This is a genomic window from Hymenobacter montanus (genome assembly GCF_014699115.1).
Classification (GTDB): Bacteria; Bacteroidota; Bacteroidia; order Cytophagales; family Hymenobacteraceae; genus Hymenobacter; species Hymenobacter montanus.
On sequence record NZ_JACXAD010000001.1, the window covers coordinates 1 to 21,230 of the forward strand.

Consider the following 21,230-nt stretch of genomic DNA (forward strand, 5'->3'; position numbering starts at 1 on the left):
CCCCCCCACAAGGGGCCCCACCGCCCCCTCTCCCGGCGCCCCCCCGCCCACCCCCTTTCCCCCGGGGCCGGGCCGCCGCCCCCGCAGCGGACCCGCCCCCCCACCCCGGGTTAACAAGGTTCTCTGCGTCGTGCCTGCCCCTGGTAGAGGTACTGGCCAGTCAAAGGCTCGACAGTTGCCGGCATGCCGGGTCCTTTTGTCTTGCCAATTATTCCTATCTCCGTTAGCCAGACCCTGTGCAGAGCGGAAATGCTTAATAGCCCTAAAATCACTGTTACTAGATTAGTAATAAAATAGCAATACAAACCCACAAGCCTTATCTTATAACAAGAGTATTTATTTCAAAATTTTGATTTGATAATCAAAGCATTGTAAAAACTAAAGCTTTCTATCAGAATATCTCGGGAATATTTTAGTAGATTGGAAAAATTTAATTGTTTTATTTGCCAAAACAAATTCAACTAAGTGAGTGGAGCGCTCGGCGAGTAACGAGTTATTTTATTCTTGGGTTCAGCGCCCTACTCCTCTACTTTATGTGCGTTTACATGCAGCTTTTACTCTGTTCTACCGGTAGACGGGCAATTGGCGAAATCTGCGCGCATCATTTGCTACTCCACTATGCTTGGAGTCAACGCCTTTGCCACTACGGTTATAAAAATGGTGACTTCGGCTTCCGTCCAATACCGATGCCTGCTTTCAGCGACCGAGCATAGGGCATCTGCCTGGGCACGGCGACGCCCTTATTATAATCTGATGCACAGCACCTTATTCCAGAAAGGTTGACTTATTCAGATACCCATCCACTTATTCTTTCACCATTTATTAACAATCATGAAGAAAATCACCTTACTACTCTTTGCCGCCGTTCTGGGCGCGCCCACGCTACGGGCGCAGACAATACGCATCGACGCGAGCGCGGCGGGCCGGCGGCAAGTCATCGATGGCTTCGGCACCTGCCTGGCCGGCGAGAGCGGCGAACAGCCCTGGATGCAGAATATCTACTACGATGACGCCTACTGCTCGATCCTGCGCATGGACCTGGTACCACGCTACAAAGCACCCTATTCCGACTTCACGTACAACTCGCCCTGGTTCCATAACAGCCCGGCCTTGCCCGGCCCCGACAACAACAACGTGCGCACCTACACCAATGCGGCCGACTATACCCGTCTCTTTGCGGGCCGCCGGGCCACTATTGCCGTCATGGGCGAGAACATTGACCAGAATATCGCGGTCTTCGACTATGAAAACGTGCTGCCGCGCGCGGCTGGGGTAATGGCCCAACTTGGGGAGGCCAAGAAGGCCCAACTCGGCGACTTCAAGCTCATTGGCTCGATCTGGTCGCCCGCCCCCTGGCTAAAGGTCTCCTCGGGCAACCTCTACACCGGGGGCGGGGGCATCCTGCCCACCGACGGCACGCCCTACCCCTTCATCTGGACCGAGAACTTCGTTGGTGGCCGGCTCGACGTGTCGAACACGCCCCGGGCGGAGTTCAACAACACCAGCGCGCTGACCCAGTTCGCCCGCACTACGGCCGCCTACGTGCGCGGCTTTCAGAACCGGAACAACGTGCGCTTCTATGCCCTCAGCATCCAGAACGAGCTCAATTTCGAAACCTTCTACAACAGCTGTACCTACCCGCTCACCTCGCAGTACATCGCCGCGCTCAAAGCCGTACGGACCGAGTTCAACAAGTACCCCGACCTGGCCGGCATCAAGCTCATCGGGCCCGAGGACCTGCTGGGCGGCAGCGCCTACGGCATGTGGCAGTACGGCGCGGGCGAGAGCACGGTGCACAAGAACCTACAGTACCTGACGGAACTGGCCAAAGACCCGGCCGCTCAAGCGGCGGTGGACTTTTACTGCCTGCACGGCTACGCCGCCGACGGGGTGAGCAGCGGCGGGGCCAGCCCCACCCTGTGGGACTGGTGGGCTAACGGCTGGACGGACTCGCCGGCCGGGGGCATCCCAGCTAATGTGCAGGGCTTCCGCCGGTATAACAAGAAGTCGTGGATGACCGAGACGTCGGGCGAGCAGCCGGCCTGGCTCTTCCCCGAGACGGGCTTTCCCAGCGACGGCGGTTTCAGCGTCGCCCTGAAGATACACCAGGCCCTGACTACGGGCTACCAGAGCGGCTGGGTGTACTGGCAGCTGGCCGATGGGTCCGACGTGAGCGAGTCGACCCTGACCGACGAGGCCCGCGGAGCTAATAGCGACAAGTATACGGCCTTCAAGCACTTCGCCCGTTACATCCGGCCCAACGCCGTGCGCCTGGAAAGCACCGTGGCGGGAAGCAGCACCGTGAACGCCAGCAGCTACCTGCACGAGGCTAACCGGTCGCTGACTGTGGTACTGGTGAACGCCAGCAGCACCGCCCAAACCGTGACGGTGACCGTGCCCACGCTGCCGTTTACCCTCAGTTCGTTTCAAGCCTACACCTCCAGCAACGGCAGCTTATGGCGGAACAGCACCTTGCCCCTGGCCCGGGGCGAGGTAGCCGTGTCCCTGCCGGCCTACGGCGTCGTAACCCTCTATGGGGGCGGCACTACCCTGGCCGCTAAAAGAGACCAGAGCCGGTCCGGCATTGAGGTTTATCCCAACCCGACTAAGGGCGAGTTGAATGTATCCTTACCCGAGGCCAAAGCCGGAGAAGTGAGCATCGTGCTCACCAATACGCTGAACGCGCGGGTACTGAGCGAGACCCGCCAGTTGGGTTCCAATAAGCAGCTGATGCTTTCCGTGAATAAGCTCCCGGCGGGTTGGTATTTCATGACCATCACGCAGGGTGACCAGCGCTTTGTCAAATCCGTTATGGTGACGCGCTGATTATAGCCCTAACGGCACCGATAACAACTGTTACACAAGGGGCAACGCTCAGTTGAGCGTTGCCCCTTGTTGCATGAAGCAGGAAGAAGTTGGGCAAATTATTCGCATGCATCCATAGGGGCTTACGCCGGAGCGGCCATTGGCTTGGCGTACGCCCCGGCATCTGGGGAGCACGCCAAACCAATGGCCGCCAAGGTGCTGACTCCTAACTCCAGGCCAGGCTACTCGCCCTGCCCCAGCGAAAATACCCGCACGCCATCCATCAGATACAGATTCTCGGTCTTGATGATGTATATCTGATTTTCGGCCAAGCGGTGTTGCAAGGCCAGTATCTCGGCAAACTGCACGGGCATAAAATCGGGCTGATTCTCACCAATGGCGGCGTCGGCGGCCACGAAACGGCAGCGCCAGTGGTCGGTGCAGAATGTTTCGGGGTGGCCATTGGGGTACACTTTCACGCCGCGGTTCGTAACAAGCTTGAGCCGCAGCCGAGAACCGGCCAGCGCCTCGAGCTGACGGCCCAGCTCATCGGGAACCGTGCCGTCCCAGCGCACGAACACATCGGTGCCCACCAGTTGCTGCACCACCGGGCGGCGCGGGCCGCGGGCGGGCGGGGTCACGGGGCCGGCGGCCGGACCAGCCTGGAAAGGCGTCAAGTGCTGGGGCTGCTTACCGAGGCGGGCTATCACGGCATCGGCAAAGCCGGTAGTCGTCACTTTCGCCCGACTGGTCTCGGCCCGGTAGATGTCGGCCGTGTGCTGGCCGTCTTCCAGGGCGCAAAGCCAAGCATTGTGAACGCGGGCGGCCACCTCGTGCTGGCCTAGGTGGACCAGCATGAGTACAGCGGCCTGCAACAGGCCCGAGGGGTTAGCAATGTCGCGGCCGGCAATGTCGGGGGCCGAGCCGTGGATGGCCTCAAACAAGGCTCCGTGGTCGCCCACGTTGGCCGAGCCCGCCAGCCCCACCGAACCCGTGAGCTGGGCCACTACGTCGGAGAGAATATCGCCGTAGAGATTCAGGGTCAGCACCACGTCGTAGAACTCGGGGGTGTCGGCCAGCCGCGCCGTGCCGATGTCAATAATCTGGTGTTCCTGGACGATGTCGGGGTACTCCTGCCCGATTTCCATAAACACGCGGTGAAACAAACCATCGGTCAACTTCATAATGTTGTCCTTGGTCATGCAGGTCACCCGCTTGCGGCCGTGGCGGCGGGCGTATTCAAACGCGTAGCGCACGATTTTCTCGCAGCCCGGCCGGCTCACCAGCTTCAGGCACTGCACCACCTCGGGGGTTTGCTGGTGTTCAATGCCGGCGTACAGGTCCTCTTCATTCTCCCGAATCACAACCACGTCCAGACCGGGGTGGCGGGTAGCCACGGCCGGGTAGAGCGAACGGCAGGGCCGCACGTTAGCGTACAGGCCCAGGGTTTTGCGTAGGGTTACGTTCAGGCTTTTGTAGCCGCCCCCCAGCGGCGTGGTGATGGGCGCCTTGAGCAGTACCCGGGTGCGCTGCAACGACTCCCAGGCCTCGGGGCCGATACCGGAAGCGTGCCCGGCCCGGTATACCTGTTCACCTACCTGAATAAACTCCGGTTCGAAAGCTGCTCCCGCCGCTTCCAGCACCCGCAGGGTTTGGGCCATGATTTCCGGACCAATACCATCGCCAGTAGCTATTGTGATACGGGGTTTGTTTTGCATAAAAGAGAGTTTTAAATGAAAGTCTGTCAACTAGCCACCTCGGCTTTGCTAGTACAAATTTACGCATAATTTCTGGTATGATAGCTTTACTATCATAAAAAGAAGTTTATTTTTTCCAGATGATAGAAAGGCTATGTTAAGTAGGCGCTCATTCTACTCCTCAGCCTCCTCTTCACGAAGAAAAAGTCTGATAGGTTTGCCAGTATTCCTTTTATATATTGCATAATCAGGTAACAACTTCCTGATAAGGTTGAGCTAATACCGGCTCAAAGCACCTCCTATCTTCCCACTCTTGCAACTGAGGCAACTCTACTCGACCCTTAAAATATAGACTTATCGGAGGCTATTTCCTAAAATAACTGAATTTTATACCGAGCCAACGTACGAACCATAGCGGATAATGTGTAGCTTTACCCAGCCCGTAAGGGACTGTGGTTTATTTAGGTGCAATTACTTTAATCATAATTATATCGAGAGCTCACGTTTTACGACGCGTGGCTCGCTACTTTTTAATTATGCTAAAAATGCTATTTAATTCGACACCATCTGCTACGGTCGGGCTTTCCAGCCGCTTTTTTAACTGGGCTACGTGCTGCCTGCCTCCTGCTTGGCGGCCGGGTAACCACGGTACCACGGGCCTGGCCAGCGGGCTACTGGTGCTATTAGCGCTGGGGCTAAGCCAGCCGGCCCGGGCGCAGACCAACAGGTTTCGCACTTACGACGACAGCAACCAAGTGCCGGCGAATACGCCCAAGTCGGGCAACGTAATTCCCAACGATGACAACCCCGACAACCTATCTAACAATGCCTTCAACGTAACCCTGGTCGCCCCCCCGACCAATGGCACGCTGACCCGCTTCAACGCCGACGGCAGCTACGAGTACACACCCAACCCCGGCTACCTGGGGCCTGACAGCTTCACCTACCAAATCTGCGTGCCCGGGGCCACCCCCGCTTGCTCGAACGTATCGACCGTGCGCTTGAACGTCTACGATCCGGCGCTGGTCTGCACCCTGGGCACGGGTCGCAACCTGCTGGCTAACCCAAGCTTTACCCTGGGTAATACGGCCTTCTCGACCAGCTACACGTTCATCGGTACAGCCAGCCGCACCCCCGGCCTCTATGCGGAGGGCACCTATGCCGTGAACGAGGACGCCAACGTCTACCATGGGGGCTTCCAGGGCCGAGGCCGTAGCGGCCAACCCGGCGACAAGTTCATGATCGTGAACGGCGCCGGCGCCCTGGTGGCGGTCTATTCCCAAACCGTTAGGGTGCTGCCCAACCGCTACTATTCCTTTGCCGTGTACGGCACCAGCCTCAACTCTACCGCGCCGGCCCAGCTCGGCCTGGTGGTCGACGGCAAGTCGACTTCAGCCGTGACGACCCTGCCCACTACCGTGGGCACTTACGTGCGCATTGAGGACCTGTACTTCTCCGGTCCCGGCCCAGCAACCGGATTCGACGTCACCATCGAGATCCGCGACATTAATAAGCTACCCACTGGTAACGATTTTGGCATCGACGACCTGTACTTTGGCTCCTGCAGCGCGTTTCTGACGGCCGATACCAAGGAGACAGATCTGGTACCTAACGTGCCGACGCCCAGCGCGATTGTGCCCCTCAGCGCCACCATCAGCGCGGGCGGCAGCGTGGGCATTACCGTAGCTTCTTTTACAATTCAGAGCCTGCCCCCCACGGGGGTCCTTTACTACAACGGCGTGCCCGTGACCGTGGGCCAGGTGATTCCGGTGGCCCCCGGTACCCGCAATAGCGGCGGCAGCCTGACCTACATGCCCGCCGGAGGCTGCGCGGCGGCCAGCACCTCGTTTACCTACACGGCTACCGATAGCGACGGCAACGAATCGAATAATGTGGCTACCTACACTATTCCGGTGGGGCCGGTGCCCCCCCCCACCGTGCGGGCGGTAGGCGACAATCCCTTTTGCGTGGGCCAGAGCGTACAGCTGCGCACACGCCCCCGACTGGGCTACCTATTTACGTGGTACAACGGCAGTACCGTTGTGAATGGGGCCGGCAACGTTCTCAACGATAGCGTATTCGTTGCCACCACCCCCGGCTCCTACTCCGTAAAGACCGAGTTGGCCAGCTGCGCAGCAACCTCGGCCCCACTCAGCGTCACGACCAAAGTTTGCAGCCCCCCGGCGCCGTGCAGCCTGAATGAGCAGTTCATCAACACCTGGTATTTTGGCACCCGGGCGGGCCTGAGCTTCAACGCCCAGGCCCCGCCGGCCCGAACGCCCGCCGTGCTGCTCGATGGCCAGATGACGGCCCCCGAGGGAACCTGCTCGCTCTCAGACGACAACGGTAATCTGCTCTTCTACACCAACGGCACGCAGGTCTGGAACCGCAACCACGTGCTCATGCCCAATGGCAGTGGCTTGGCCGGTAACGTCTCCAGCACGGATGGCTCCATGGCTATTCGCCTGCCGGGCAGCACGACGCGCTACTACTTATTCACGCAGGACTCGGAAGGCAATGCGGGCGGGCTGTCGTACTCCGAAATCGACATGACGCTGAACGGAGGGCTGGGCGACGTGGTGGCCGCCACCAAAAATACCCCGTTAGTGAAGCGCACGACCGAAAAGATGACGGCTGTGCTGCACGCCAACGGCTGCGACTCCTGGATAATCGTGCACGGCTGGGGCGACCCCGCCGCGGGCGACGAGCCCGGCTGGCCCGCAGCGGAGCACCGGGGCGACGTCTTCCTGGCCTTCCAGGTAACCCCCGCCGGCGTGGTGACGACACCCGTGGTGTCGAGGGTGGGGCCCGTGCACGCAGCCAGCGCCGGCGGCCTGGCTTTTAACGGGCAGCTTAAAGCTTCGCCCGACGGCCGACAGTTGGCCTTGGCCCGCTTCGGCGGCACCGTGGAGCTCTACGCCTTCGACGCCGCCACCGGGGCGGTGAGCGCCCCGCGCACCCTCGCCAGTGGCGGCGATGCCTACTACGGAATAGAGTTCTCCCCGGGCCGGAACAAGCTCTACGCGACCATTCTCTCGCCCCCGCAGCTGCTGCAGTTCGACTTAGCCGCCGCCGACATTCCGGCCAGCAAAAAGGTGATTGCTACCGGCTCGGCCGATCTGGGCTCCATCCAGGCCGGGCCGGATGGCAAGCTCTACGTTACCCGGCGCAATCAGTCGGCGCTGGGCGTCATCACCTACCCCGACTCGCTGGGCTCGGCCTGCGCCTACGTCGACCAGGGCCAGGAGCTGGGGGGCCGCCTGAGCGGGCTGGGCCTGCCCAACTTCAACCAGAGCTTCCTGGTCAAGGTCGGTTTTTCGGCCCGGGCCACGGCGTGCCTGGCAATGAAGTTCGAGGCCGGCACCAACATCCCGAACCCCGGAACCTACACCTGGAACTTCGGCGACCCCGCCTCCGGGGCGAACAACAGCTCCTCGATTGCCGAGCCCACCCACCTCTTTTCCGCCCCGGGCGAATACACCATCACGCTCAAAATCACGAAGTCTTGTCTGTGTAAAGAAATAAGGGCCACCGTGGTCGTTCCCGGCGCCCCCACGGCGGGCGGGATCGGGGCCGACCAAACGCTGTGCCCGGGCGCGCTCCCCGCGCCGCTGACCAGCACGGCCCCGGCCGGGGCGGGCACCGGCAAGTACACCTACCAATGGGAATCTTCCCCGGATGGGAACACCTGGGCCGACATCGGTGGGGCAACAGGCGTCGGCTACGCGCCGAGCGGGCTCACCCGCACCACGCACTTCCGGCGGCGGGTAACTTCGGGCTTCTGCACGCCGGCCACCACGGCGCCGGTCACCATTACGGTACTCCCCCCGCTGGATCCCGGCCGCATTGCCGACAACCAGACGGTCTGCGCGGGCACGGCCCCGCAGCCGCTGACGAGCATGGCGCCAGCCACTGGGGGCATCGGCACGTTCACTTACCAGTGGGAATCGTCGCCGGACAACAGCACCTGGACCGACATCGCCGGGGCTACGGGGGCCGATTACCCGCTCGGCCTACTCACCGCCACCACCTACTTCCGCCGCCGGGTAACGTCGGGCACCGGCTCCTGCGCCACGGCTTTCTCCGGGTCGGTGGCCGTGCGCGTGGAACCCTTGCTGGCAACTGCGGTAACGCTGGCGCCCCCGCCCGTGCAATGCCCCGGAACGGCACTAACATTCAACGCGGTGGCGACTGATACCGGGCCGGCTCCGACGTATAGCTGGACGGTCAATAACACTCCCGTGGCCAGTGGGCCCACCTTCACCAGCAGCACGCTGGTCACCGGCGATCAGGTGAAGGTAACCGTGACGCCGACGGTCGGGCGGTGCAACACGGGCCCGGCTACGGCCACCGTCACGGTGAACCGCGTACCCACGGTGGCCCCCACCGTCGCGATTCAGGTGGCCCCCAACGTACCGGTTTGTCAGGGCGACCTGCTCACTTTCAGCATTGCCCGCGTTACCGATGCCGGCCCGACCCCAGCCTACCAGTGGCAGGTGGACGGCGTGGACGTACCCGGCGCCCAAGGCCAGGGCCCCACCTTTAGCAGCACCACGTTACGCAACGGCCAAACCGTTACGCTGCGCCTGCTCACCACCACGAGCTGCGGGGCCGCGCCGCCGGCCACCTCCAACGCCGTGGCCGTGGCAATCGGCCCCCCCGTCGACGTGGATGCGGGCCCGGACCAGGAAATCCTGGCCGGCGAGTCGGTCGTGCTTCAGGGCCGAGCCGACGGCAACTACCCCGTGGTTTGGACGCCCACCACGGGGCTGACTTTCAGCGGCAGCGACCGGCTGCATCCCCGGGCCTCCCCCACCGTCACGACCGTGTATACGCTCTCGGCCGGCACCGGCACCTGCGCCGATGCCAGCCAGGTACGCGTGGTGGTGCGGCCCCCCATTCGGATTCCCAACGCCTTCACCCCCAACGGCGACGGGCGGGACGACACCTGGCAGATTGAGCGCATCGAGGACTTCCCCAACAATACGGTCAACGTGTATAACCGCTGGGGCAACCCGATTTTCTCGGCCAGCAACTACGGCCGGGGCAACGAGTGGCGCGGCGACATCAACGGCCAGCCCGCCCCGATGGGCACGTACTACTACGTTGTCGTCACCAAGGGGCCCAACGGCCGCTCTTACAGCGGCTCCCTGACCATCCTCTATTAACCCGAGTCGGCTGCCCCTGGGCCGAACTCTTTAACCATTCGCCTCCATAGAAGTCGTCGGTTCGGATGCCGCCCAAGGCCGACTCATCGCAGCACCCCGGGCTCTGTGCTCAGAGGTTCAGCGTTCCAAGATCTACCTCATTTTCTATCAGTTTATTATCGCCGCCTACCCACTCCCGGCTCCTACCTTACTTCCTTGATCTCACTTAAAAGAATATCTCTTTCCTTAATAAGACCGCGCTATGAAGAAAACCCTACAGCCGCTGTTGCCGCTCGGGCTCTTACTGGCGGGCCTCACGGCCCAGGCTCAGCAGCAGGCCCAGTACAGCCAGTACATGAACAATAATTACATCCTCAACCCCGGGGTAGCTGGCACCGAAGACTACATCGACCTCAAGTTCAGCTACCGCACCCAGTGGACCGGACTCGAGGGTGCCCCGCGCACCTACTACGCGAGCATCAATTCCTCGCTGGGTAAGTGGCGCAGCCAGCCCAAGCGCACGATGCACGACCGGCAGCGGCCCTTCCACGCCCTGGGCGGCATTGTCTACAACGATGTTACCGGCCCAACCAGTCGGACCGGCGTGTACGGATCTTACGCCTGCAACCTGGCGCTGGTCCGTAGCATTCGGATAGCGCTGGGGCTTTCGGTCGGCATGCAGCAGTTTTCGGTCGACGGGCAGCAACTGCGGTTCTACGACGTCAACAACCGCGCGGCCAGTGCTTCATCGCGGGCCCTTGATGGCACGGCGGGCGTGTGGCTGTACAGCCCCGACTTCTACGTGGGCCTCTCGGGCACGCAGTTGCTGGGCAATACCCTCGATTTTTCGTACGCGCAAACCGGCGTCTCCACCGGGGGCAGCAACTCTTTACGGCGCCACTATTTTGCTACGGCGGGCGTGCGCGTGCCGGTGAGCGCGGACTGGTCGCTGGTTCCCTCCGTGCTGATTAAGGCCGTGGCCCCGGCCCCCGTCTCAGTCGATCTGAACGCGAAACTCAAGTACCAGGACCTGCTCTGGGGCGGGCTATCGTGGCGGGCCACCGACTCGTACGTAGCCCTGGTGGGCGTCACCTACGAGCAGTACGCCCTGAGCTATTCCTACGATGCCGGCCTCTCCGAACTAGCGGCCTACCACGGCGGCAGCCACGAAATCCTGCTGGGTCTGCGCCTAAAGAAAAAAGCCAAGGTCGTGTGCACCGACCGATTCTGGTAGGCTTGCGAACAGTGGCAAAGGCTATTCGGGACGACAAGGCCCGCTGCGCCGGTGGCCAACCCCGCTACCAGCGTGACCCAGCACGCTGCCAGAGTGACAACACCGCTTAATCAGAGTGACAGCAGCCGTTGCCGGGGTAGCAAGAAAGGCCGCGGAAGTGACAAGAGTCGTTGCCGCGGTGGCAAGAGCATTGACTAGCATGATGAGTCTCCTGTGCTGGTGATAAGATAAGCCTTACTGGCGGCCTGACACTGCCACCAAAATCCAACGGTGTTTGTTGAAGAACACGCGTCAACTAGCTTTGCAGGGCCGCGTATTGATGCGGGCAAATTCTTGTTGTGAAGTGGATAACAATTAGCAGTGCCGTATGGAAACAATGGAGATAAATAGCATCACGCGTCCCACCTACGACATCGCCCAAATTATGAGTGGGCTCTACGGGGACGGCATCATTGCCCTCAAAGGCGCTTTTAGTCGCGAATGGGTGCAGCAGTTGGGCGAGGACATTGCCAGGCTATATGCCGAAGCCCTCCAGCGGCCCGGGGGCGCCCTGGGCCGCGGGCCCAAGCGGCACTATGTAGAAATCCATCCCGAGAGCATTCGGGGGTTTGTGGAGTTAGCTACGCACCCGTGGGTGACGGCCGTGTGCGAGGCGGTGCTCGGGCCGGAGTACAAAATCGTGGAAATCGGTTTCGATGTACCCAACCCCGGGGCCATGAACCAGCCCTGGCACCGCGACTTTCCCGCCCCCGACGATACCATCACCGGGCGCCGGCTCAACTCCTTGGCCTTCAACCTGACCACCGTGGACGTGAGCGAAGACATGGGCCCGTTCGAAATAGCGCCCGGCACCCAATGGGACCTGCCTATAGCCTTCGAGCACGGCATGTTTCCGCCCAAAGCCAATAGCCCCCGCTACGAGCAGCGGGCCCAGCGCAAGCTGCCCCAGATGGGCGACATCTCGGCCCGCTCGGCCCTCACTATTCACCGCGGCACCGCCAACCAGTCTAACAAATCGCGGCCCGCCCTGGTATTGGGCGTGGATGCCCCCACCGCCAACAACGCCGAGCGCCACGACCTGCAACTCACCCGGGCGTTTTACGAAACCTTGCCCGACAGCCTCAAGCGCCACCTCACTTGCCGGCTGGTCGATACGCTGGAACCTATTGTGCAGGGGCACACGATTGAAGGGCTAATGATGGGCGAAGCGTAGCGGGAGTATGCCAAGGGGCAGCATCTGTCAATAGAACGTCCTGCTTGCTGGTAATAGGACGTCATGCTGAGGAATCGAAGCATCTGCCTTTTCAGCTTGGTGCTATATTCCATGCACATTCCCGACGACCATATCTACCAGCTGACTAAAAACGCTCGGGCGCTGCGACCAAACGCACGTGCTGATTTCTTTTGAGAGTAACGTCCTTTGATTATGATTTAATTTTAACTGCGAATGTACACAAATAATACAGATTGGTTGAAATCGGTATTCATCTGTGGTTAATTTTCACTTTAATTTCGTGAGACGGTTTTGAATAACCACGACGACGAGCAGAATCACGCCGCGCAAAACTGGCTGCCACCACGGACTAATTTGCCCTTCGAGATTAAATATGTTAAAAATTACGCCGAGCAACAGAACGCCGACAAGTGTTGACAGTACGTTTCCCTGCCCGCCCGTCAGCAAAGTGCCGCCGACAACAACCGCCGCGATTGCGCCAAGTTCTATTCCGACTCCTTCGACCGGATTTCCGGCTCCCAAACGGGCAGCTAAAATCACGCCCGCCAGTCCTGCCAAAGCGCCGCTGATCGCGTAAACGCCGATGGTCGTGCGCGAAATATTCAATCCTAAAAGACGCGCCGCTTCGTCATTGTCGCCGAGCGCGTAAACGTGCCGCCCGAAGCGCGTGTAATTGAGCACAACCCAGCCGGCAGCGAAAGCAATTAGCAAAATCAAAACCGGAACCGGCAGAAAATCGCCGATGACGCCGCGCCCCAAATAAATAAAGTCCTCAAACGTTTGCCCAATTCGCACGCTTTTTTCGTCGGTAATGGCTAAAGCGAGTCCGCGCGTGGCGATCATCATTCCGAGCGTCACGATAAACGGCTGAATTTTGGCTTTGGCGATGATTATGCCGTTGACCAGTCCGAGTAGAGTTGTCACCGTGACTGCGCCCAACACAGCAACGAACACGCCGTTTGGCAAAAGATAAGCGGCGACGACGCCAGCAAGCGCGAGCAGCGACCCGACCGACAAATCAATTCCGCCGGTTAAAATCACAAACGTCATGCCGAGCGCGATCAATCCGGACATCGAATTTTGTCGCAAAACGTTAAGCAAATTTTCGGGCGTTAAAAATGCTTCGTAGCGAATTGTGGCAATACTGCATACCACAACAAGCATCACGAGCGCGCCCTGGCTTTGCATCACCGAACCGATTTTTGCCGCCATCGTACGCGGTCTGGCTTCGGTCGTGTCACGGATTGTAGCTTCTGCTTGGCTCATAAGAACAATTGTAATTCGTCTAAAACAAGGATTTTGTTATCGTTTGGCGGCGAATTGACGGTCGCTCAGCGTGCGCGAACAAATTGTTCGCGAGCAGCATCCTCTCTCTGCTCGCCGTCAAACAAACGGAGGATTACCATTGCGACAAGAATACGTTTGCTATTTACCGTTTTGCGGCGTCACGCGCAGCCAGTCGAAACGTACTGACGGATTGGCGCTCTTGCCAGTGTAAATAAGTGCGACATGTGCACTTTCAACCTTCGCTGTCATTATGAGCGCACCAAATTTGCTGTATGTTTTGCCGTTCTTGCTAAATTCAAAACTGAGAATTCCAACTTTTTTCAACTTGCGTTCGAAACCAAATCACAGTTGCATTTTGCAGTATTAAGTGTCGGCACTTTCGGTTTGTTTACATTTTTGCGATTGCGCAAAATTGCAGAGATTCAGTAGCTAAACGATTAACGACCGCAATATAGTCTTTCGCACAATTTTAGTTTGTTTTTGGGCGTTGCAAATAAACCGCGAGCAAAATAATCGCGGCTTTAATCACGAGCGACCATGAATATTTCATGTCGTTCATGTTAAAGCTTGTCGTAATTACGATCATAATCAGCGCGCCGATCACCGTCCCGATGATGCTGGCCCGTCCGCCGGTCAAGGGCGTTCCGCCGACAACCGTTGCGGCAATCGCGTCGAGTTCAATCGTATCACCGATTTTTGAAGCGTCGGAAGCACCAAGCCGCGCCGTGTAAATCAAACCCGCAATTCCGGCGAGCAGACCGCTGACCGCATAAACTAACAACTTTGTCGAAACCGTTGGCACCCCGGCAAGATGCGCAGCAGTTTCATTGCCGCCGACCGCCGCGATGTAACGCCCAAAAATCGTCGAACGAAATACAAAAATCGCCAGCCCGACGGTTGCTGCGAGCAGCAAAATTTGCACTGGAACTCCGGCGATTAAACCTTTGCCTAAATATTCAAATGTCGGGTTACTAAACGGAATTAACTGACCGCCGTTGCTGATAACTTGCGCGATGCCGCGTCCCGCAATTAATACTGCCAGCGTAATGATAATCGGCTGAATTTTAAAGCTGCTGATCAATATGCCGTTTAACGCACCTACTGCGGTGGCCACAATCAAACCGATTAGAACCGCCGGAATCGCGCCGTAATCGAGTGAAATTGCCGTGACGGCCGAGGCAATCGCCATAACCGAACCGACCGACAAATCAATGCCGCCCGTTGCAATCACAAACGTCATCCCGATTGCCACTAGCATCGTCGGCGTTACTTGAACGAGAATGTTGCTAAAATTATTAAACGAAGCAAAACCCGGCGTGAACGCTAAGTTTAAAATCAGTAAAACTGTTAGTGCAATCGCTGCTCCGTATGTGGGCGCGTAATCGCTAAAGTTAAGTTTCTGCCGCGCACGCGTGTCTTGTTTAATTGTAGTTGCTTCAACCATCGGATTATGAGTTCAAGGTTCGAGACGTTGGTTTGCCTCTGCCATCGCGTTGATAATCGAATCTTGCGAGATTTGTTCACCGCGCAGTTCGGCGCTTAGTTTGCCGTCGCGCATTACGACCACGCGGTCGCTGCCTTCGACGAGTTCTTCGAGTTCGGACGAAATCATCAAAACGCCCAAACCTTCTTTTGCCAATTCATTGACGAGCGCTTGAATCTCGCCTTTGGCGCCGATGTCAATGCCACGCGTTGGTTCGTCAAGCAACAAAAACTTTGGATTGCAGCACAGCCAGCGCGCGAGCAAAACTTTTTGCTGGTTGCCGCCGGATAATTCGCGAATTTTTTGCTCGGCCGAAGCGGCTTTGATACCTAAGCGCCGCATAAATCGTTCGACTATTTCGTTTTGCTTCTTGCGCGAGACAACTCCGGCGCTGGTAAGGGCCGGCAACGCGGCGAGCGTTAGATTTTCGCGTACCGACAAATCGGGAATAATTCCTTCGGCTTTACGGTCTTCGGATAAAAACGCGATTCCGGCGCGGATTGCGTCGTTTAGTTTGCGCGCGTTGATTTCTTTGCCGTCCAAGACGACACGCCCGGTTTCTGTCCGGTCAGCACCGAAAATCGCCCGCGCAACGTCGGTCCGCCCGGAACCGAGCAAACCCGCCATACCGAGAATTTCGCCGCGCCGAACGTCGAGCGACACGCTTTGCATTCGCCGCCCGCGCGTTAGATTTTCGGCCACCAGTAGGGGCGGTGTGTTATCGTTAACAGGTTTGTGTTCGTCAAATGCGGTCGCGCCTTTTTTCTCTAAATCTTCACGCTGCTTGCCAAGCATCAAACAAACTAAATCAATTCGCTCCAACTCTTTTAAATCGCGCGTCGCCACAAATTTGCCGTCGCGCAAAACCGTCACGCGGTCGCAAACAGCGTACAGCTCGTCAAAACGGTGCGATATATAAACAATTGCCGTGCCTTCGGCTTTCAAACGTCGAATCACTTCGTACAAGATACCGACTTCTTTTTCAGTCAAACTGCTGGTCGGCTCATCGAGAACCAAAACTTTGGCACCGAGGCTGACTCCGCGCGCAATCGCCACCATTTGCCGCATCGCAATATTGAGGCTGCCCAAAGTTGCTTTCGGATTAATGTTTAAACCGAGCCTTTTAAGAAGTTCGTCGGTTTCACGATTCATTCGCCCCCAATCAACAAAACTAAACTTGCACGGCTCACAATTTAAAAAAATATTTTCGGCGACCGTGCGAAACATCAATAGATTCACTTCTTGATAAACCGCGACGACTCCGGCGCGTTGCGCGTCTTCAGGCGTACGAAAATTTGCCGGCTTGCCTTCTAAAAATAGTTCACCGCCGTCACGGGCGTAGGCGCCGGTCATAACTTTAATAAGCGTAGATTTACCCGCACCGTTTTCGCCGACGAGCGAATGAACCTCGCCGCGTTCCAAAGCTAAACTCACGTTATCGAGCGCGACCACGCCGGAAAAAATTTTGCGGATGTTCTGCATTCGCAGCAACGGTTCGTTGGCCATAATTACTGATAAGTGAGAGGCAAAATAATTAACCACTAATCGTTTCGCATTCTTTTTAATAAGATTTGTCAATAAATTTTGCGGCGTTTGACGAATCAAAAAACTTATCGGGCACAATAATTTTTTGCGGGATTTTTTCACCGCGCAGATACTTTTCGTAAGTATCAAACGCAATCGGGCCAAAACGCGGATTGCACTCGACCGTGACGTTCATGTCGCCGGCAACAATCGCTTCGAGCGCGCTCTTTTGTCCGTCTACCGAAACGACTTTGACGTCTTTACCTGGATTCATTCCGGCGGCTTTCAACGCCTGAATTGCGCCGAGTGCCATTTCGTCGTTGTGCGTGTAAACGACCGTGATGTTTTTGCCGTGCGCTTGAATCAGGTTTTCCATTACTTTCTGGCCGCTGGCGCGCGTAAAATCGGCCGGCTGCGAAGCGAGAATTTTCATACCTGGACTGCTTTTAATGGCATCAAGAAAACCTTTGTTGCGGTCAAGCGCGACGCTTGAACCAGCCGTGCCTTCGAGAATAATAATACCGGCCTTACCGTTGGTGTTTTTGACTGTCCATTCGCCCGCGCGTTGACCTTCTTCAATAAAGTTTGAACCGATAAACGTAACATAATCTTGTCCGGGCGTTCCGGCGGCCTCGCGGTCTATCAAAAAAACCGGAATCTTGGCTTGTTTTGCTGCTGCGAGGGCGCCCGCCAAACCTTCAAATTCTCGCGGAGCAAGAAAAATTGCGTCAACTTTGCGCGCCACCATGTCCTCGACATCCGAAAACTGTTTTGAAGTTTGGGTTTGTGCGTCGGTGGCAACCAGCTCGTAACCGCGCTTGGCGGCTTCGTCGCTCATTGATTTGGTTTCGGCAATCCGCCACGGTCCGTTATTTTCCATTTGCGAAAAACCGACAACTTTTTTCCTGCTGCCACTGCCGCCTTCAGCGCTCGCGCTTGTTCCGGCCGATTTGCGTTCGCAGCCAACTAAAATCAGCACGATTGACAACAGAACAATCGCACCCACAAAACTTTTGCTAATCAACAATTTCATCGTTTTCATTCCTAAAGTTTATTTTTTTGTTTTACCCATTGTTGGTTCGCTGCGAATCGAACCAACAACGCGCCCCGGCGTTTTCCGCGCCGCCAACTGTTCATGCAACGCGTACGCCTCTGTCGGTGGCGCGGTTGTCGCCCGCCACTTCGGGCCGGTAGGCGGCGGTGAAGTTAGCAAGGGCGAACGGGGCCGCACCGGTGCCCTCAAACCGAGTAATGATAGACTTTACTGTTGGTGTGTTGGTTGGAAAAGCTTGGTGCCTGCTGGGTGCTCTCGCGGATGGTCAGCATGTTGTGGCCTCCAGCTTTGATGCAGTCGGCGCCGTCGTAGGGTGCCCGCACGGCCCGGCGGGCTTCTTCTACGCCGCTGATGGCCACGTATTCCTGGGCCACCAACGCCGGGGCCTCGGGCGTGAGGTGTCCGAACTGCCCACCCGCCGCTAATGCCCGTGTAGAAGCCACCATGCGCGCCCCGACCACGTCGCCTTGGTTGATGGCCTCGCGCAGCGCCACGTCGCCGTTGACGCCGCTGTTGCCGAGGTCGCGCATGGTGGTGATGCTTGCTTCCAGGTCCTCGCGGCTCATGGCGGCGCCCAGTAGGACCCGGCGCGCGGTGCTCATGCTGGCCACGGTCACCAGCCTGCTGTCGTCGCCTAGCTCGGTTTGGTAGTTTTGCCGCAGGTGGGGGTGGGCGTCAATCAGGCCGGGCAGCACCAGGGCGTTGCTCAAATCCACCACTGCGGCGCCGGCCTGTAGAATGGTGCGGCCCCGCACCAACACCACCCCGTTGGGAAGGGCGCGGCCCGTACGCACGTCCAGCAGGCGGCCGCATTTGATGGCTTGGACCGACGTGGCGGGGGTGGGCGATTGGGCGTGGGCAACTGGCGCCCGGCTCAGAAGGAACAAGCCGGCATAAGCCGTTAGAACGTGTCGTAGCACGAGTAACCGTTTTTGCATGCGGCAAGGTAGGTACCGCGATGCCGTTGTACAAAAATACATCCATGCTTACTAAAATGCCCTTATTTTTGAACATAACGTGTTTATTTCCGAACCTTATTTTGTACATAGGTCCATTAGTAGAGCTACCGACCTTGGACCAATACTTGCATCAGCCCCGGGCGCAGTAGTGAAGAAATCGCGATACCCAATTAGGCTTTAGGCTGACATAAAGCCGTTTCCAGTATTCACCTTGATGAATTGAGCGGTAGCTCAGGATGGTGTGCCCCAAGTGTAAGCCAAGGTTGATTGCAGGTATTTTTCTTTTTTGAGATACTCCATTCAGGCTATTTTGATCAATCAACTCAATTTGTTCAAGGAGCAGGACCGGCTGGAGAAACTCCGCCAGTGGAGTTCCGACCCCAACGCTTATGCCACGTTACAGCCAACGCTTTGTTACTTCGATCATCCCCATGGTTATCTCGCCTACCGGCGGGTATTGGCGGGTAACGTGGTCCTTGGTGATCCAATTGCCAAGCCGGGTAAAATAGAAGAGCTGTTCGCTGATTTTCTGAAAGCCTATCCCACCAGCGTATTTGGTTACTTGAGCGAGACGGCCGCGGCAGCCCTGGCAAGGGTGGGGAAGCAACCCATTCACTTCGTACGCATTGGCGTGGAACGATGCGTGAACCTGACAGATCAGGCTCCATTTTCGGGATCCATTTCAGGGGCATTAAAAAAGGCTGGCAAGGCCAACCTGCAATTGGTGGAACGAGATTTATCTCGTATTTCCGCCGATGAGCTTGCGCAGCTACGGCAGATAAACGAACAGTTCATCAGTCTTTCGCAATCAAAAAAAGAAATTGGGTTCATCTCCCGGGCCATGAGATTCGAACCCGAGCCCGATGTTCGATTTTTCGTGATTCAGGCTGGCGCAGAAGGCAAACCGATCGGCTTTCTGGTGCTTGACCCTTGGTACGAAGGCAGCAGGTTACAAGGCTATCAGCTCCACCAATTCCGGCTAGGGCCTACCAAAGTATGGGGGGTCTTCCTATCCGTAGTGGCTATGTTAATTCAACTGCTTAGTGGCGAAGGCTTTTCGCGTCTATCACTCGGTGGTGGTATCGGCCGGGTGGGCTCCGACGAAGAGATGATACCTAGATCATGGATTTATGACTATTGCCGCGACGCTACCTTTTACCTCATCGATCGTTTTCACTCCCTGACAAACCTGTCTCGCAACAAATTCGAGTTTGCGGGAACTGACCTGAACCGCTACCTGGCCGCGCCACACTGGCTGCCGCTGGTACCACTGGTCAGACTAGCGCGAGCTAATAACATCTTCTAGGGCTTAGGAGAACAAGAAGCCGCCTTTCTTGATAAGGAGCACCGCAACTTTATATACTCAGCCGCAGAATTTATAGCTGGTTGATAGGCTCTGATGTTTTTTTCACTCAACTGAGCGAACCTTACCTGTCCCATTACCGAACAAGCAGGTGCGGCGAATCATAACGCCCCCCTTAACGCAAGGTTTTTAGCTGATCCAGAGCCGCCTGTGTGGCGCGCTGTTTATCACCTTCCTTAACCGATACCGGGGCTTGGGGCTGGCTGCTGTAGAAAGCCAGGATGTTTTGTCGAACTGCGGGGCTAAGATTTTCGAACTTTTTCTTGGCTATTTTGCGCAGCCACTCGTCGTACGTTTCGTCGGCCAATGGGTATTCGCCGGCTCGGGTAGGGCAGCCCGTGTCGAAGTTGATATTAGCCAGCGCCCAGGGCGCGGCGGAGCTATCAGCCGGCTGACATGCAATGTCGGCGCAGTAACTGGTCATCACCTGCTGGAAGCTGTCACGCAGCAGCTTCTGCGCCTCTGGGGTAGGCAGTTTGAAGGCGAACGGCTTCAGCGGCCCAATCTTGGGCAGCACCCGAATGAAATAGGAAATAATGCGGGCTCCGAAACCGGGCCTCCGGTACTCGGCCCCGTATTCCTCGCGGAACTTGCGGGGGCTTACCCGCGCCAGGTAGTCGCGGCGCCGGGCCCCGGGGCTGAGCTTCAGAATATCTTTGCGCTTGTAGTGCCAGGCGGCGCGGGCGGCCGTCGGAATCAGTTGGCTTACGGCGAAGCGAAAGCTGGCAATGCTCAAGTCGACGTTGAGAAGGACTTGGCCCAGCTCCAGCCCATACGTTTGTTGAAAAGCTCGTTCCAGTACTGGTTTGCTCACCTTGAACCCGATGTTGTTGTGGTAACGCTGGCTGTGGTACTTACCGCTGGCCAGTTGCACCACATCGAAGGCGAACTCGAGCTGAGTGTGCTGCTTGGGGGCCTGCTCGTAGGTGATCAGGAGACCAAATTGGGCAGCCAGCTCCGGATACACACTGGCCATGGCCCGGTTGGTGCCCTCGGCGTGGCCGTTGGTGTCGGCAGCATAGTGCGCCAGCGCGCCCAAGGCAAACGCGTAGTCGTTGCGGCTGCGGGCCTGCCGGAGGAGATTACACACGAAGTCGCCGGAACGCACGTAGTGCGTGAGGTTGGTGAACAGCACGTTGCCGAATGGGTAGTACCCCATGTCCTGAATAATAGAGCCCCCGTACGCGTACGCTTTAGCATCGGTCAGCTCGTCGGGCGTGGCCTCGGGATAGCGCCGCAGCAGGGCTGGCACCAAGCACCGCTCCCAAGTCGAGTCGATATTGGCTTGGTGGGTGAGTATGGAGTAGGCGGCCGCGGGACCGGCTGCACAAGCCAGCCCCAGGACCAGCAATAACAGAAATAGACGTAACATACGCGATATGCAAACTGTATATTCCGGCTGTAACGTTGAAATAAGCTTAGCAGTTATCCAAATTTCGCTAG

Annotated in this window: 13 protein-coding genes; 5 read left to right on the forward strand and 8 right to left on the reverse strand. The window is 57.7% G+C overall.

Annotation, left to right across the window (positions count from 1 at the left end):
• Window positions 1-831: 831 nt before the first annotated feature.
• A complete protein-coding gene (locus IC235_RS00005; protein ID WP_191003111.1) occupies window positions 832-2,826 on the forward strand; it encodes a T9SS type A sorting domain-containing protein in 1,995 nt (664 codons plus the stop codon).
• Window positions 2,827-3,047: 221 nt separating this feature from the next.
• Here IC235_RS00005 and IC235_RS00010 read toward each other — a convergent pair whose 3' ends face one another.
• On the reverse strand, window positions 3,048-4,523 hold the full coding sequence (locus IC235_RS00010; protein WP_191003112.1) for an NADP-dependent isocitrate dehydrogenase: 1,476 nt from the start codon (window positions 4,521-4,523) through the stop codon (window positions 3,048-3,050).
• 524 nt (window positions 4,524-5,047) lie between these two features.
• Here IC235_RS00010 and IC235_RS00015 point away from each other — a divergent pair.
• The 3 genes from IC235_RS00015 to IC235_RS00025 all read left to right on the forward strand — a co-directional run bounded on the left by IC235_RS00015 (window position 5,048) and on the right by IC235_RS00025 (window position 12,096).
• Window positions 5,048-9,670, forward strand: coding sequence for a T9SS type B sorting domain-containing protein (locus tag IC235_RS00015; protein WP_191003113.1), 4,623 nt, complete (start codon window positions 5,048-5,050; stop codon window positions 9,668-9,670).
• A gap of 241 nt (window positions 9,671-9,911) precedes the next feature.
• A complete protein-coding gene (locus IC235_RS00020; protein WP_191003114.1) occupies window positions 9,912-10,883 on the forward strand; it encodes a PorP/SprF family type IX secretion system membrane protein in 972 nt (323 codons plus the stop codon).
• Between the two features lie 367 nt (window positions 10,884-11,250).
• Window positions 11,251-12,096, forward strand: coding sequence for a phytanoyl-CoA dioxygenase family protein (locus IC235_RS00025; protein WP_223846987.1), 846 nt, complete (start codon window positions 11,251-11,253; stop codon window positions 12,094-12,096).
• 288 nt (window positions 12,097-12,384) lie between these two features.
• Here IC235_RS00025 and IC235_RS00030 read toward each other — a convergent pair whose 3' ends face one another.
• The 6 genes from IC235_RS00030 to IC235_RS00055 form a co-directional block, all read right to left on the reverse strand.
• Window positions 12,385-13,383, reverse strand: a complete 999-nt coding sequence (locus IC235_RS00030; RefSeq protein ID WP_223846988.1) for an ABC transporter permease — start codon at window positions 13,381-13,383, stop codon at window positions 12,385-12,387.
• Between the two features lie 159 nt (window positions 13,384-13,542).
• On the reverse strand, window positions 13,543-13,728 hold the full coding sequence (locus IC235_RS00035) for a hypothetical protein (protein WP_191003115.1): 186 nt from the start codon (window positions 13,726-13,728) through the stop codon (window positions 13,543-13,545).
• Between the two features lie 145 nt (window positions 13,729-13,873).
• Window positions 13,874-14,848, reverse strand: a complete 975-nt coding sequence (locus IC235_RS00040) for an ABC transporter permease (RefSeq protein ID WP_191003116.1) — start codon at window positions 14,846-14,848, stop codon at window positions 13,874-13,876.
• Window positions 14,849-14,860: 12 nt separating this feature from the next.
• Entirely contained in the window at window positions 14,861-16,534 is a 1,674-nt protein-coding gene (locus IC235_RS00045) for a sugar ABC transporter ATP-binding protein (protein ID WP_317173499.1), read from the reverse strand.
• Complete coding sequence (locus tag IC235_RS00050; RefSeq protein WP_223846989.1) at window positions 16,449-17,453, reverse strand: ABC transporter substrate-binding protein; 1,005 nt, start codon at window positions 17,451-17,453, stop codon at window positions 16,449-16,451. Before IC235_RS00050 ends, IC235_RS00045 begins: the two co-directional genes overlap by 86 nt.
• A 197-nt stretch (window positions 17,454-17,650) precedes the next feature.
• Window positions 17,651-18,403 (reverse strand): amidohydrolase family protein, encoded by a 753-nt coding sequence (locus tag IC235_RS00055; RefSeq protein ID WP_191003117.1) that lies wholly within the window; start codon window positions 18,401-18,403, stop codon window positions 17,651-17,653.
• Between the two features lie 307 nt (window positions 18,404-18,710).
• Between IC235_RS00055 and IC235_RS00060 the strand changes: the two genes are divergently transcribed.
• On the forward strand, window positions 18,711-19,730 hold the full coding sequence (locus tag IC235_RS00060; protein ID WP_191003118.1) for a phosphatidylglycerol lysyltransferase domain-containing protein: 1,020 nt from the start codon (window positions 18,711-18,713) through the stop codon (window positions 19,728-19,730).
• Between the two features lie 172 nt (window positions 19,731-19,902).
• Here IC235_RS00060 and IC235_RS00065 read toward each other — a convergent pair whose 3' ends face one another.
• Window positions 19,903-21,159 carry a zinc dependent phospholipase C family protein gene (locus IC235_RS00065; RefSeq protein WP_191003119.1) on the reverse strand — a complete coding sequence of 419 codons (1,257 nt, stop codon included), beginning with the start codon at window positions 21,157-21,159 and terminating at the stop codon, window positions 19,903-19,905.
• Between the last annotated feature and the right edge of the window lie 71 nt (window positions 21,160-21,230).